Annotated in this window: 14 protein-coding genes and 3 tRNA genes; 11 read left to right on the top strand and 6 right to left on the bottom strand. The window is 46.6% G+C overall.

Annotation, left to right across the window (positions count from 1 at the left end; translation table 11 throughout):
* Positions 1–2: 2 nt before the first annotated feature.
* The 8 genes from HQQ92_RS09925 (at position 3) to uvrB (ending at position 9,421) form a co-directional block, all read left to right on the top strand.
* Positions 3–2,477 (top strand): hypothetical protein, encoded by a 2,475-nt coding sequence (locus HQQ92_RS09925; RefSeq protein WP_173244983.1) that lies wholly within the window; start codon positions 3–5, stop codon positions 2,475–2,477.
* An 11-nt stretch (positions 2,478–2,488) separates the two neighbouring features.
* On the top strand, positions 2,489–3,493 hold the full coding sequence (locus tag HQQ92_RS09920; protein WP_173244981.1) for a hypothetical protein: 1,005 nt from the start codon (positions 2,489–2,491) through the stop codon (positions 3,491–3,493).
* Entirely contained in the window at positions 3,486–3,785 is a 300-nt protein-coding gene (locus HQQ92_RS09915) for a hypothetical protein (RefSeq protein WP_131524159.1), read from the top strand. The genes HQQ92_RS09920 and HQQ92_RS09915 overlap by 8 nt, the downstream gene beginning before the upstream one ends.
* Positions 3,786–3,936: 151 nt before the next feature.
* Positions 3,937–5,580, top strand: coding sequence for a hypothetical protein (locus HQQ92_RS09910; RefSeq protein ID WP_254306316.1), 1,644 nt, complete (start codon positions 3,937–3,939; stop codon positions 5,578–5,580).
* Positions 5,577–5,798, top strand: a complete 222-nt coding sequence (locus tag HQQ92_RS09905) for a hypothetical protein (RefSeq protein WP_131523171.1) — start codon at positions 5,577–5,579, stop codon at positions 5,796–5,798. The genes HQQ92_RS09910 and HQQ92_RS09905 overlap by 4 nt, the downstream gene beginning before the upstream one ends.
* A 144-nt stretch (positions 5,799–5,942) precedes the next feature.
* Positions 5,943–6,704 carry a DNA adenine methylase gene (locus tag HQQ92_RS09900; protein ID WP_173244974.1) on the top strand — a complete coding sequence of 254 codons (762 nt, stop codon included), beginning with the start codon at positions 5,943–5,945 and terminating at the stop codon, positions 6,702–6,704.
* Between the two features lie 252 nt (positions 6,705–6,956).
* Positions 6,957–7,109 carry a hypothetical protein gene (locus tag HQQ92_RS09895; RefSeq protein ID WP_158497640.1) on the top strand — a complete coding sequence of 51 codons (153 nt, stop codon included), beginning with the start codon at positions 6,957–6,959 and terminating at the stop codon, positions 7,107–7,109.
* Between the two features lie 305 nt (positions 7,110–7,414).
* Entirely contained in the window at positions 7,415–9,421 is a 2,007-nt protein-coding gene (uvrB, locus tag HQQ92_RS09890) for an excinuclease ABC subunit UvrB (protein ID WP_028760013.1), read from the top strand.
* Between the two features lie 344 nt (positions 9,422–9,765).
* Here uvrB and rrtA read toward each other — a convergent pair whose 3' ends face one another.
* The gene (gene rrtA, locus HQQ92_RS09885) at positions 9,766–10,362 is read right to left on the bottom strand and encodes a rhombosortase (RefSeq protein WP_173244970.1); all 597 of its coding nucleotides are present in this window, start codon (positions 10,360–10,362) and stop codon (positions 9,766–9,768) included.
* Positions 10,359–11,081, bottom strand: a complete 723-nt coding sequence (queC, locus tag HQQ92_RS09880) for a 7-cyano-7-deazaguanine synthase QueC (RefSeq protein WP_113939679.1) — start codon at positions 11,079–11,081, stop codon at positions 10,359–10,361. Before queC ends, rrtA begins: the two co-directional genes overlap by 4 nt.
* 171 nt (positions 11,082–11,252) lie before the next feature.
* Between queC and queE the strand changes: the two genes are divergently transcribed.
* Positions 11,253–11,921 (top strand): 7-carboxy-7-deazaguanine synthase QueE, encoded by a 669-nt coding sequence (gene queE, locus HQQ92_RS09875; RefSeq protein WP_173244967.1) that lies wholly within the window; start codon positions 11,253–11,255, stop codon positions 11,919–11,921.
* Between the two features lie 98 nt (positions 11,922–12,019).
* On the opposite strand, the gene HQQ92_RS09870 is transcribed toward queE, so the two are convergent.
* The 4 genes from HQQ92_RS09870 to HQQ92_RS09855 form a co-directional block, all read right to left on the bottom strand.
* A complete protein-coding gene (locus tag HQQ92_RS09870) occupies positions 12,020–13,165 on the bottom strand; it encodes a PLP-dependent cysteine synthase family protein (RefSeq protein ID WP_173244964.1) in 1,146 nt (381 codons plus the stop codon).
* A 227-nt stretch (positions 13,166–13,392) separates the two neighbouring features.
* Positions 13,393–13,477: transfer RNA gene (locus tag HQQ92_RS09865), tRNA-Tyr, on the bottom strand.
* Positions 13,478–13,619: 142 nt separating this feature from the next.
* Positions 13,620–13,704: transfer RNA gene (locus tag HQQ92_RS09860), tRNA-Tyr, on the bottom strand.
* 71 nt (positions 13,705–13,775) lie between these two features.
* Positions 13,776–13,860 (bottom strand) — tRNA-Tyr (locus HQQ92_RS09855).
* Positions 13,861–13,985: 125 nt separating this feature from the next.
* On the opposite strand from HQQ92_RS09855, the gene HQQ92_RS09850 reads away from it, so the two are divergent.
* Entirely contained in the window at positions 13,986–14,474 is a 489-nt protein-coding gene (locus tag HQQ92_RS09850) for a VC2046/SO_2500 family protein (RefSeq protein ID WP_131524165.1), read from the top strand.
* 208 nt (positions 14,475–14,682) lie between these two features.
* Complete coding sequence (locus tag HQQ92_RS09845; protein ID WP_113939682.1) at positions 14,683–14,970, top strand: DUF406 family protein; 288 nt, start codon at positions 14,683–14,685, stop codon at positions 14,968–14,970.
* The last annotated feature ends 169 nt before the right edge of the window (positions 14,971–15,139 follow it).

Genomic DNA, 15,139 nt, shown 5'->3' with positions numbered 1-15,139 from the left:
ATATGACAATTTCCCGTTTAGATTTAAAAGTATTTAAGCCAGAGTTACTGGGTTCAAGTAATGAGGCTGGCGGCCAACGGACTAAGAACGCTGTGCAGTCAGGCCAGCTTAATGAGCTATTTTCAGCGATATCCGATATCGACCATGCCCAATCCAGTATCGACATTGTAAAAGCGTTCCCTGCGCTCGATACGCCAGACACCAGCACTTTGATTGATGCACATGTGTTTATCAGTGAGCCACCGATAGACCCATTAGTTAACGTATTCATGATCGAGTCTGCCGCGCTGGATGATGAGTCTCGCATGACAGATATGAAAGAGATCATTGAGTCGTCAGTCACTGCAGGGGAATTGATCCGTGAAGGTGGTCCAGGCTTCCTTGTGAACCAAAACTCATTTCCCTCAGATTACCTGCAGTCGTCCTATCGCTTTAATGACCGAGACTATTGGAAAACCACTTATCTGCAGATTGGCCAAGTGATCTGTATTACCGTGGAATATCCTGGCATTGAAAACGTGGCATGGCCCCGTAAAACCCATTTTTGCAAAGTCACGCGTACCAGCATAGTGAACGGTGCAGTTGGTACCGTAGTATTCGACCCGCCGATACCGTTTGCGACACCAGAACCAGGTTTGCAAATCAATGGCCAGAGTAAGTGCACTCGCTTGCGATTATCTAACACTGCATCCCCATTAAAATTCCACGGGGTAACTAAGCTGACTGCCGCAGCCAGCGGGGTAAGTTTAGCTGTGGGGGCAACTCAATTGTCGTTACTGCCTGCGATCACCACCTTAGCGCCAAAGCCAGGTAATACCATCACGGGTGGCAGTGATAACGGCGATGCCACTGTTAGCCAAGTGATCCGCAAAGTGATTAGCCAGCCAAGTGCCCAAGGGACGTACAGCTATACCTTCACCACAGCGGATTTGCTGATAGACACTGATGTTGTCACTGCAGTTTCTACCGATCCTTTTGGCGTTTTCGGTGGGAGTAATTCATTAGTTCAGTCGATTACTGTCGGGACTGGGAACGTGACCGTTACGCTGCGGCCTGATGTGCACTTTGCCTATAATCCCACTGTCTCGCTCTATTATGTTTCTGCGTATAAATACAGCATTTACTCAAGCGCTAATGCATTCCCAGCGAATAAGCAGCTAACGGTCGGCAGTATCAAAGGCCGTGCTGTGTTTGCTGATAGTAACTATGTGCCTCAGGACGTATTTGAAAATGTGAATAGCGGTATAGGTAAGTTGTATGACACCACTGAGTTGCTGGCGACCATTGATTATTTTACTGGGGTGGTGACTAAGCAAACGGTAAGCCGAGGTGATTTTACACTGACCTATTCAGGTTTAGTTGAATCAACCACTGCAGCGGCTGCAGGCGATACTACTGCTAAATTTGCCTTGAGTGTGGCTAATCCATTGTTAGAGAGCTTTTACTTGCAGGTTGAACGGATATCCGACCATGCCATTATCAGCGCCTCATCTGACAACCAAGGGGTGATAATTGGCAGTGGTATTAGCGGCAATATCGTAGATGGTTTGGTTGAACTGTTATTTACCAATCCGGTGGATTTAACCACGCTGCGCTATGACATTACCGACCAATTGCGCCAGCTACCCCCCGCCGAGATTTATGGGCTAAACCCACTGCGTATCCCCAATGATGGCATTGTCGATATGTTCAGACGCTGGGGCACTGTCGCGCTTTCTCATACCCAAGTGCAGCAAGTCACAGGCTCTATCGGCACTGTGTTTACCATTCGTGAAAATGCCCAGTTTGTGGATATTACCGATGCCAATGGCGCCAGCCTATGGACCCCTAATAATGACCATTTTACCGTAAACAAGGTGGCAGGAACGGTCACTATTAACAGTGATTTTACCGGATTTTCCGCCCCGTTTGTGCTGAGCGATACCATTATGGAACTCGGTCTAGTTTCATCGTTTTCAGGCAATAGCGTTGTGCTGGCCAAGCCTTTGTCCCGTGAATATCCGCTAGGTACCACATTAGCCAGTGTGCAAATTCTTGGCGACTTGCAGGCGCGAGTCGGCAGAGTGCGAGATATGACTGCTTGGGCCAATAATTGGGACCTCGATGGCGCCCCAGCTACGGGCAACGTGAATTCGGTTGACTATCCGTTTGAAGTTAAAAACACCACCGCTGTGAATGAAGATTGGGTATTGATTATGACATCAGCTACGGCTTTTCGTTGTGTTGGTCGCCGTCTTGGCCAAATTGCCACAGGCGATACGCTGAATGATTTTACGCCTATTAACCCACTGACAAATGCCCCTTATTTCATCATTCGCTCAGGTGCATTTGGTGGCGGTTGGCAGCAAGGCGAAGCGATTCGTTTCGCCACGTTCGCGGCCTCAAATCCGATTATGCTGCTGCGAAATGTGCAGGTTGGCCACAGCCAAATCACTAAAGATAACGCCGTGTTGTCATTTTTTGGTAACGAGTCATAGGAGCAATTGCAATGGGCTTACCAGTTACTGTTTATCGTTGGGATGATGCGGGTGCACCGCAACTGTCAAAGGGCATCAAGCCATCAGAATTGATTAACGTACTCAAGAAATGTTTAGTGGATGGTTATGGTTCAAAGCAGGGGGCTGGCTGGTCAGTGCCATTTATGGACTTGGCCTCCAATCAAATTGTTTTTCGTAATTCTACCCTACAGGGTTCGGGCAGTTTTGTTAAGTTTTGGCCAAGGTCTGCAGGGGACGTATTATCAGGAGTTTTCTATTTTCAGTCAGCCCCATTTTTAGCATCACTTAATCCTGATTGGGCTAATACCAATGGTGCTGGATGGCGATGTTTTGCAAGTGGTTCTCCGCATCCTTATAAGTGGATATTGATTGCCACTGCTGCAGCGTTCATTTTTTTTACTTATGGCGATTCACCTTTCGATAGAACTCAGCTTTCTACCACTCACTTTCCTAGTTTTTTTATCGGCGATATTGACAGTGTGGTACCTAATGATGCGACACGTTTTATCACTATGGTATATGGCTCAGTTGCAGACTCATCACTGACCACATCGCCGTCTTGGACTGACGGTATTACCTATCTATCGCAGAATGCTACTGTGGCTAAAATGCATGAAACTGATGGCAGCCATAATCCTAAGCAAATGGTAGTAAAGATGGCTTGGTCAACATATAACACCACGGCCATTAAAACCTTGCCCATAGATGGGTTGAATATGTTTTTTGCTCCGGTGCAAATAGAACAACAAACCTACTCGCCAAATCAGCCAGCTTCTCAGTACCTTGATTCAGCGGGGAATAATTGCACCAACAGTATGTTGCATCCCGCAGTTAGAGGGACAGTACCTGGATTATTTCAATCCTCATTTACGGGGTTTACTGATGCACTTTTACCCATTACCCGTAATGTGAATGGCACCCTTTTTTATCTTTTACCGACTGGTCATGTGGGTGCTTCAAATCTTTGGATAGGAACAGGGGAATGGTATGCCTGATAAGTTTGCACCACGTTTACGTGAAAAATCGAATTATCCTATGGGTTTGCTTGAAGTTGATATTGACCCTGCTGCCGAGCGTTTCGCCATCTTAGAAAGGGTGAATTTAAGATTATTATGGCAAAGCGATATTCCAGCAGATAACCAAGTCAAGCATCTTATTCGTAAGGACCACTCATTAGCAGGGGTAATTTTTATTATGTTCGATGCTGATGAGCAGTTTAATGCCAGAATTATTGATGGGTTTAAACTGCCATTGGTTGACAGCCATAGCGTTAATTTAGGCTATTAAAGTGATGACTGAATCCACTTTGACATTGCAGGTGAGATTTAATGAGCCATGGCTAAATGCTGTCTCACCGTTGAGTCTGCGCTTTGAAAATGTGTTAATCCCAGATGTTCCTATTAGGGCCGGAAGTATTGGCATGGCTTGTGGGCTTGTAATGATGACAGGCAAACATATTGAGCAGCAAATTACCCTCAGTACTCGCAGTCAATCGCATGCCGCTAATGCCGTTTTTGCATGGGGTAGCATCAGCTTAAAACAGCAAATCGTAATCGTGTGGAATACGCCGCCATTAGCTGGGGAAGTGTTCGCTGTTGAGTGGCGACGAAATGCGTTGGTACCTATTCAACTCGATATGAATTGGTTGGTACCTGAGTCTCATAGTCATCGCGCTGCGAGTCATTGGAACGTGTCAGAATCGCAGCAATATATGCTTGATATACCTTGGTCACAAGCTGCAGCCAAGAGCCAGCAAATTACCGTTAAATTGCATATCGGCGAGCAACTAGCGACTGAGATAGCGCTTAGTTATACCGACATTCAAAGCCAAGGCGATAGCAAGTTTGTTGTATGGGCTCCACACGCCGCGCGGTGGGTATGTTCCAGTAAATACTTACCGCCAGTAGGTAAAGTTACACTGCGCTTTAGTGAACCTTGGACGAACGCTATCAGCCCGATTGTGCTCAACTTTACCCCTTCACCCAATGTTTGTTACTGGGACGATGGCGGCGGCCTGATAGGCACAAATCCACCGTTACCTACCATTGATTTTAAGATCCCTATCGAACCGCAAATCAGAAGGAGTTACCTCATGCAGCCTCAAATCAGTTGTGTTCGTGTGAGTGACGGCGTTTCTGTGGTGCTCAAATCAGTATCCATTTCTCAGTCACGTTCGCAATGGGCCAGTAGCGGAAGCTTAGCGTTTTCATCCCGTATTGATGCCGAGCGTGCCGCTAATGAATTACTGAAAATAAGTATTAACGGCTATGACTTTTACCTGCTTTGCGAGTCTCCCAGCGAATCTAAAGCCTTCGGCAAAACCAGTTATAGCGCGACAGGTCGAGGTCGCTTAGCCACACTCGCCAGCCCGAACAGAAAGGCCATCAACTATGTGAACGTAGTAGCCCGCAGCTTTATTGGTTTGATGGCCGATATTGTGGGCAATACTGAGTGGACTGTCGCCAGTAAAATCAGCGATTACCCTGTACCTGCAAACGCCTTTAGTTATGCCGCTAAAACTCCCGCTGAAGCCATTAACATGATGGCAAATAGCATTGGGGCCATGCTCGATGTGAACGATGAAACTCAGACTATAACGGTGATCCCTCAGTGGCCAGTCGTGCCTTGGAATACCGCAAGCGCGATCCCTGATGTGATTTTGCACGATGGAGTGATCCTCGAATTTAACGAGCGTATCGATATTCGTCCCGATGCTAATGCGGTGTTTGTACGTGGTGAGCAACAAGGCGTGGCGGCGAAAGTGAAACGTTTCGGGACCGCTGGTGACAACTTTGCTGCTGATATAGTGGATAAATTAATCACTGATAATCAAGCCGCGAGAATGCGTGCAACGGCCGAGTTAGCCAACGCAGGTAATAAGGTGCAAAACAGCATTCGCGCAAAGGTCATGGCGGATTTGCCACCCATGCGACCAGGCATGTTAATTGGGGTTCGCAAAGGTGCCGAGGTGTTTAAGTCAGTGTGTGAAAGCTTCAGCATAAGCGGCAGCGTTAATGAGTCAACGGGGATGGTTACAGTGAATCAGACCGTGACGCTATTGCGTAATGAGGTGGCAGCATGAGCAACATCTATCAACGCTTAGCGAACTTAAACCCTAAGCCCCAGCGCAGTGTTGCCACTGTGATTAACGTGACGAATGGCACCACGACAGTACAGCACGCCGATGGCAGTTATCAGACCGTTTTGGGGGACTCAGTCACCAGTGGGAAAGTGTATATCGTTGATGGTCAGATCCAAGGCCAAGCCGCCGACCTGACGTATGTTGAATTAGAGATTTGATAAAAGAGAGCGGTCTAGCAATGCTACCAACACTGCTAGACCGTTAACACACAGGATAACACCCTGTGAGCCAACCAAGGCTCCCTCACCGCGTCGACACGGCGAACCGAGCCTAGCAGAAAAATCCTAAAAAAGGAGGCTCACATGCCAAAACCGATTATCCCTTGGATGGGTGGTAAGCGTAGATTAGTTAAGCAGATTTTACCGATATTCCCTGAACACCATACCTATGTCGAACCCTTCTGCGGCGGTGCAGCAATGTTCTTCAGCAAGGACGAGGCGAGGGTGGAAGTGGTCAACGATATGAATGGCGACTTGGTGAATCTTTATCGAGTCATTAAACATCATTTAGAGGAGTTTATAAGGCACTTTAAATGGGCTTTAATTAGCCGTGAAGAGTTTTTATGGCAGAAGAATACTAACCCTGAAACACTAACCGATATTCAGCGAGCGAGTCGCTTCTACTATCTTCAAAAGCTGGCGTTTGGCGGGAAAGTATCAGGTCAGAATTTTGGATGTTCAGCGTCTCGACCCGCTGGTTTGAACTTGTTAAGGATTGAGGAAGATCTCAGCGTTGCTCACCTACGCTTGGCAAGAACCTATATCGAGCGGTTGGACTGGGCTGAGTGCGTAAGGCGATACGATAAGCCAGAAACCTTGTTCTATTTAGACCCGCCTTACTGGAGTACCGCAGGTTATGGTGTAGATTTTGGACTAGAGCAATATGCCTTGATGGCCGAGCTTGCGAAGACAATCAAAGGCAAGATGGTGATCAGCGTGAATGACATCCCCGAAATGCGCGAGGCATTTGCTGGACTACAAATGAAGACGCTTGGAATACGTTACACGGTAGGAGGCTCAAAACGCTCTGGAGAGCAGCAAGAACTGCTCATTTGGAACTGGTAGACCAACGTATTAACTAAGTAGAAAAGACTCAATAGCCCTCGATTTAGGGGGCTTATTGAGAAGTTTATCAAATTGAGTGAACCCATATTTATCAGACTAAGTGAACTAACGAGTAATTGATTAATCACTAATTTTCAATTTAGGTGAATTCGTTTATCAAATCTCGTGGCGCGCTACAGAAATTGATACAAGTAGCAACATTTATCAAATGTAATTAAATTACTAAATGCCGAGAGACGGTTGTTAAGACACATGACAGCCTCCAATCCCGCGTGGTTTCTAGGTTATTTCGACTTATCAACAAAATCTGTGGATAACCCTGTGAGTTGTCCTGAAAAATGGCCGCCAAAGCCTTGGGGTATGGGCGGCGGACTTAAAATGCACTATTTTGGGGTTCAAAAATAAATTTAAGCATTATCAACTGCATACTAAAAGCAAGTAGTTTTTGTTGAGGGTGAAAACAAGGTTGCAATTTTGTAATCGAACGAAATTGATTTCTTGTGTATTAAATTGGCATTTTTGCTTAGTTTGCGGGTGTTTTGTGAGCAAAAAACGCTGAAAACGCCTTAGTTTAAAAGTTTCATGTTTCTTCCTTTAAATTGTCATCTTGCGGTTTTAGATCGTATTGATATGACGACAGGAAGGATAACTGTGGAGCTTAGTCGGTGACTTGATTAGAATGGGGCGACTCACTAAAAGGATATGTGCGCGTGTCAGAATCTGTTTTTCAGCTTGAATCGCAATTCGCCCCCGCAGGCGACCAACCTACAGCGATTGCCAAATTAGTCGATGGACTCGAAGCGGGTCTGGCTTGCCAAACCTTACTCGGGGTGACGGGCTCAGGTAAAACCTTCACGATTGCCAATGTGATCCAAAAGTTAGGTCGGCCCACGATTATCATGGCGCCTAATAAAACCTTGGCGGCGCAGCTTTATGGCGAGATGAAAGAGTTCTTTCCCCATAATGCGGTCGAGTATTTCGTTTCTTACTACGATTACTACCAGCCCGAAGCCTATGTACCTGCATCAAATACCTTTATCGAAAAGGACGCTTCGGTTAATGCTCACATTGAGCAGATGCGCTTATCCGCCACTAAGGCGCTGTTAGAACGTAAAGATGTGGTGCTGATTGCTTCGGTGTCGGCTATTTATGGCTTGGGCGATCCCGATTCCTATTTAAAAATGTTGCTGCATCTACGCCAAGGCGATGTGATGGGGCAGCGTGACATCTTAATTCGCCTCAGTGAATTGCAGTACAAGCGCAATGATATTGAGCTACAACGTGGTACTTATCGTGTGCGCGGTGAAGTGATTGATATTTTCCCCGCCGATTCTGAGCGTAATGCTATTAGAGTCGAGTTGTTCGACGATGAGATTGAACGCTTAAGTGAGTTTGACCCGTTAACGGGCCATATTATTAAACGTATCGCCCGTACGACGGTTTATCCTAAGACTCACTATGTCACGCCGCGGGAAAAAATTATCGCTGCCACTGAGTTTATTAAAGAAGAACTGCGTGAGCGTAAGCAATATCTACTCGATAACAACAAGTTAATTGAAGCCCAGCGTATCCATGAGCGGGTGCAATACGATGTGGAAATGATGGTGGAGTTGGGTTACTGCTCTGGCATCGAAAACTACTCGCGCTATTTGTCTGGCCGCGCACCGGGGGAAGGGCCACCAACCTTGCTCGACTATTTGCCTGCCGACGGCTTATTAATTATCGATGAATCCCATGTGACAGTGCCGCAAATCGGCGCTATGTACAAAGGTGACCGTTCCCGTAAAACCACACTTGTGGAATACGGTTTCCGCTTACCGTCCGCCTTGGATAACCGGCCGCTCAAGTTTGAAGAGTTTGAACAATTGATGCCGCAAACTATCTATGTGTCGGCAACACCGAGTGCCTACGAGCTGGAAAAGAGCGAAGGTGAGATTGCTGAGCAGGTCGTGCGGCCAACGGGATTGCTCGATCCTGAATTAGAAGTGCGCCCCGTTGGGACCCAAGTGGACGATTTATTGTCTGAAATCGCCAAGCGAGTGGCCGTCAATGAGCGGGTGTTAGTGACGACGCTGACTAAGCGTATGTCGGAGGATTTGACCGAATATCTCGACGAACATGGCGTAAAAGTGCGTTATCTGCATTCGGACATAGACACTGTCGAACGGGTTGAGATCATCCGCGATCTGCGTTTAGGTAAGTTTGATGTATTGGTTGGGATCAACTTATTGCGCGAAGGCTTAGATATGCCTGAAGTGTCATTGGTGTGTATTTTAGATGCCGATAAAGAGGGCTTCTTGCGCTCTGAACGCTCGCTCATCCAAACGATTGGCCGCGCGGCGCGTAACGTCAATGGTAAAGTGATCCTCTATGCCGATCGCATCACCAACTCGATGGAAAAAGCGATAGGTGAAACTGACCGACGTCGTGAACGTCAGCGGGCGCACAACTTAAAGCACGGTATCACGCCTAAGGGCGTCGTTAAACGGATCACCGATGTGATGGATGTGGATGATGGCCGCGACAGTAAAGCTGTGTATGGCAAAGTGGCTGAGCCTAAGTCCCATTACCATAAAGCCGATGCGGCAGAGTTAAGCCATCAAATCGATCAGCTTGAGAAGAAGATGCATGAACATGCGCGCAACTTAGAGTTTGAACAAGCGGCGGCAATGCGTGATGAAGTCAAGCACCTGCGGGACCTGTTGATCAAAGCCTAGATTTATTCTTGCGCTCAGCATTAAAAAAGCCGTCCAGCAATCATGCAGCGACGGCTTTTTAATATCTTGACTTGGGTGTTATACCAATCACATTAAATATCTAATCAGTTCAGAGCCTCACAGGCATCTCAATCCAAGGCGCATTGACGCAGAAATGGTTATTCCCTTTTAAGTCAATGCAACACCGGTGTGGGATGCCTGTGTGGCTCCCGAAGGGCGGGTTTCAACGCGCTTTATACTGCGTTTAAGGCTTTCGACAGAGCACCACTATGCCTTCAAGCCTTCGCCTTGTCTAAAGCGTGTAGAACTCCCGCTGAATGAACAGATATTTAATACGATTGGTATTAAGCAGGGACTTTTGATTGGCTCATTTTGAGCTTGATAAACACCGCTAAAGCGCAAATCAGTCCGCAGATTAAGCCGACCAAATGCGCCTCGGTTGCTACGCGCGCACCTATCATGGCGGTGACATCATTGCTGGCACCATAAAGCTGTTCGTAACCGACCTTGATGATAACGCCAACGAGCAGCAGATAGCCTGAGCGCAGCTTACGGACAATATCCTGCACTGCGCCGTAGGCGAACAAACCATGCAACATACCGCTTAAGCCGACATAACCAAGCAATTGCGGATAGCCTAAATACAAGCCTATACCTTCAAGTAAACATAACACGAAAAATAGTGCACTTAAGCCTTTGAGATTATAATGAAAATGGTGTAAAAATAGCACCACCCACAGCCCTGCAAGGTTCATTAATAGATGCCATTGATTCGTGTGCAGTAAATTTCCACTGATTAATCGCCACCATTCACCCTCACTAATTGCACTGCGGCGATAGGCGAGTAGGTTATCGACAGCGGGGCTCGCTAAGCCTGCGGCATACAAACCCGCACAGATCAGACTCACCATCAGCGCGACCCAGTAGGGACTGCGTGTCATGCTTTAGGCTCGCTGGCGTCAAGCTCAGCCATAACTGCTGCTTTATTCTGTAGATAGTCATCTAATCCACGTTTGCGAAGATGACAGGCAGGGCAATCACCACAGCCATCGCCAATCACGCCGTTATAGCAGGTGAGAGTATGGTGGCGAACCAGATCAAGTTGCTGATATTTATCCGCCAGTGCCCAGGTTTGTGCCTTATTGAGCCACATTAAAGGCGTGATGATTTTTAGTTGTTTATCCATGCCTTGAACTAAGGCGGATTCCATCGCTTTTACAAAATCGTTACGACAATCTGGGTAGCCTGAAAAATCGGTTTCACACACGCCTGTGATAATCGCCTGCGCCCCTAATTGATAGGCATAAATACCTGCAAGCGTTAAAAATAAAATATTACGGCCGGGCACGAAGGTATTGGGTAAGCCATTTTCCATCAACTCGTGTGAAACGGGTATTGCATCACGGGTGAGGGCTGAAATAGCTAACTCATTGAGTAAGGTGACATCCATGACTTTATGGCTGGTGATCTTCAGGCGTTTTGCTAAGGATTTGGCAACTTCAATTTCTTCGCGGTGACGTTGACCGTAGTCAAAAGTGATCCCATGTACTTCATCGTACTGGGTTAGGGCTTGAATAAGACAGGTTGTTGAGTCTTGTCCGCCACTGAATACCACCACTGCTTTGGACACCACTGTTTTTGACACTAAGCTCGTTGACATAAAGGATTTCACTTCACCGTAGAACAGGTATAAATAGGGCGTTAGTGTAACTCAGGCCTTAGGGCTTGCAAACTCTGACTATAGGGTCGAAATAGGCTTTCTCGGCGCAAAAACTTGCAGCTCAAGCTAAAATCCACTATAAATGCCGCCCCAGAAAAGTGGAACGTCAGTATGAATTACCCTGTCAACGAAGTATTTGAAACCATTCAAGGTGAAGGTGTCTTTACCGGAGTGCCCGCCATATTTGTCCGACTACAAGGTTGTCCCGTGGGATGTGCTTGGTGCGATACGAAACAGACATGGGATGTGCTTGAAGCCAATAAGGTGTCGCCAGAGCAAGTGATTACCGTGGACGGCACCATTGGTCGCTGGGCTGATCATACGGCGCAAAGCCTTATCGCTGCCTTTCACGCTAAAGGTTTTACTGCGCGGCATATCGTGATCACCGGCGGAGAGCCTTGTATGTACGATTTACGCGAATTAACCGAGACCTTGCACAGCCAAGGCTTTGCGACTCAAATCGAAACCAGTGGCACCTTCGAAATCAACTGTGCCGATGACACTTGGGTGACAGTATCACCCAAGGTGAACATGAAAGGGGGCTATCAGGTATTAGCACAGGCGCTGAACCGCGCCAATGAGATTAAGCATCCTATCGCTACTGAAAATCACATCGATGAACTTGATGAGTTACTGCAAGACATCGATATTTCAGCGAAAACGATTTGCCTGCAGCCGATTAGTCAAAAGCCGCGGGCGACCGAATTGGCGATTAAAGTGTGTATCGCCCGTAATTGGCGCTTATCGATCCAGACCCATAAGTATTTGAATATTGATTAATGCTAATCTGCAAAGCATAAAAAACGCCTCACAGTTGTGGGGCGTTTTTTATGGTGGATGTTTTGTGGATTCTAAACCTAATGACTTAATACCGTCGCTTAATCAAGCTCACTTAACTGGCCGAAATGATTAAATGCTGCAAGTTGGCGCTGATAGGGCGCAATATCGCCAATGTTAGCTGTAATCCAATCTGTATCGTAATAAGTATCAAGGTAACGCTCACCCGAGTCACAAATGAGGGTCACTATTGAGCCTTGCTCTCCACGCGCTTGCATTTGTACGGCAAGTTGCAATGCGCCGTACAGGTTGGTTCCTGTGGATGCGCCGGTTTTACGGCCAATCAATTGTTCTAACCAATGAATCGTCGCCACTGATGCGGCGTCGGGAATTTGCAGCATAGTATCGACAACACCAGGAATAAACGATGGCTCGACTCTCGGTCGACCTATGCCTTCAATCTTACTGCCATTGCAACAGGTTAAGCTGGCATCGCCGCTCTGATAGAAATCAAAAAAAACGGAGTTTTGCGGGTCGACCACGCAAAGTTGTGTTGCCAACCTCTGATAGCGAATGTAACGGCCTATGGTCGCCGATGTGCCGCCAGTGCCTGGGCTCATCACTATCCAGCGCGGGATCGTGTGTGGCTCGCGCTCCATCTGATTGAAAATCGAGTTAGCGATATTGTTATTACCGCGCCAGTCGGTAGCACGCTCGGCGTAGGTGAATTGATCCATATAATGGCCGCCAAGCTCTGCGGCAAGGCGCGCCGATTCTGCGTAAATCTCACTGGAATGATCGACAAAATGACATTGACCGCCATAGAAAGTGATCTGCTCAATCTTCTTTTTAGCCGTGCTTTTGGGCATCACGGCAATAAAAGGTAAACCGAGTAAACGGGCAAAATAGGCTTCAGAAATCGCTGTGCTGCCCGATGAGGATTCGATAATTGGCGTGCCTTGCTTAATCCAGCCGTTACACAGGGCATAGAGGAAGAGTGAGCGGGCGAGGCGATGCTTCAAACTCCCTGTCGGGTGGGTACTTTCATCTTTGAGATAAATATCTATGCCATCGAGCATAGGTAATTCAAGCTTAATCAAGTGGGTATCGGCGCTGCGCTGAAAATCCGCTTCAATCTTGCCTATCGCGTGGGCTTCCCATGTTGGGCAGAGTCTGTGAGCGCTGTGAGAATCCACTGGTGGTTGAATCGTGTTAGAAATCATAGTAGTCACATCGAAAGGGATCATTTTCAGAGCATATCACAGGGACGGGCAAAGCGGTTTTATTGGATGACCTTGAAGTCATTCACTTAAATTAGAGCACGACGTAATTGAAATCAAAAATGTCGTCCACCAAAAAGTTTACTTAATATAGATATGCCAAGAATTTAATCAGATCAAGCTGGAACAGTCAGATTAAGTTGGAACAGACTAAGCGGAAGTGGAACAAGAAGGATATGCGATAGTGAAAGAAATGGTGGAGGGAGAAGGATTCGAACCTTCGAAGGCTGAGCCGTCAGATTTACAGTCTGATCCCTTTGGCCACTCGGGAACCCCTCCACAAACTTTCTTTTTAGCTTTACAACTGACTTTTAAAATTGTCTTTCAAAACATCATCAATAACGGACTTGTTTATCAAGACAAAACTAGACATTGGCCATGTTTAGTCTTTGAAAATGATTATCTGCGTTAGAGATAAAGATGGTGGAGGGAGAAGGATTCGAACCTTCGAAGGCTGAGCCGTCAGATTTACAGTCTGATCCCTTTGGCCACTCGGGAACCCCTCCACGAATACCTTTAACGCTTTTGTAAAACTCTATATCATTTTCGAACAACACGATAAAACTTGCAGTGCAAATGGTGGAGGGAGAAGGATTCGAACCTTCGAAGGCTGAGCCGTCAGATTTACAGTCTGATCCCTTTGGCCACTCGGGAACCCCTCCTCAATTGCGGCCGCCATAGTAGTCAGAAACCTTTTCCATGTAAATACCCAATTTAAAAATATTCCTAAAGTTATGTATCAAATGGTCGATTAACTAACAACGAATTGTTTTGACGATGTTTTTTTATGCAAATTGATGTTCCTTTAGTCAACGAAGCCCAAATTGGCACCCGCTTAAACGCGGCGATAGAAAACGACAGACGGGGCGAATTCGCCCTGTTGCTGTCGTTACTGTCGGTTGACGCTCGGGACATGGCGCAATTCCAATGGCAAAATGAACTTGATATGGCGCAAAAATTACAACGTCAGTTCGAATTGCCACCGCAGCAAAGTTTAATGGCGGATTTATCGTCTGCTGAACCAGTGGTTGATAACAGCAGTATTTTTATGGCTCAAGGTCCACGTGCGTTTCAATTACAACAAGCATTGCGACCGGAAGCCTTAGTCATCCGTGGCGGCGAGTCAGTCGCAATGGCAGAAGCGTTAAGTAACTGTGACCATGTGACTCAGCTGAGGCAAAGGGGCCAATTAACCGCACCCAAAGTCGAGATCATGCACTTTGCTGATCAATTGGCAATCCAACGTAATCTTGTGCCTTTGCTCGCCTCAGCCTAAGGCCGTCTTCCCGCAAGTGGTCTTCAATACCCATCAAGTCAATCTGATCCATTTCGATAAATAAGCGTGAGCTAAAGCCAGTTATCTTGAAGCTTAATTACCTATAATTCGTATTAACCTATCGAGTTAAAATTTACCGCGTTAAAAATTTAACGAGCATATTTTAGTGATGCCGTTAATCAGTCGCTCTATACATTAAGGAATACAGATGAAAGGCATAATAGAAGCACAGAGCCCGACAGTGAATGACACTTGCACCGATTGCGGCAGCTTTGTCGATATCGGCGCCGTTATTGATGAACACGATACGTTATTGACGTTAAATTTTGTTGGCGATAGCGCTCAAGCGGATGCCGAAAGCATGGCAACACGCGCTCAAACTCGATTTGCTGAAGTGCAAACTGAATTTGTGACTAAGACTGAAGGCGTCGACTTACTGCTGACCTTCAATGTCAGCGCGGAAAAAATGATTTTTCAATTGGAAAACGGCCTGTAATTTTTAAAGCAGCACTTTAGTTTTTAGTCGGTTATGGATATCACGGAAATCGCGCTAATTGCCTAAAAATGCTGCTATTGTTAACCAAATTGTAATAAATTGTGCCACATGTTGCTGTGCTTACAACAGTTAGTGTAATCTGCCTCCAAATAAGAATAATTCAATCAGC

The organism is Shewanella sp. DC2-4, assembly GCF_013248875.1.
In the GTDB taxonomy this organism is placed as follows: Bacteria; Pseudomonadota; Gammaproteobacteria; order Enterobacterales; family Shewanellaceae; genus Shewanella; species Shewanella oncorhynchi.
This window is presented reverse-complemented; position numbering and strand designations above follow the sequence as displayed.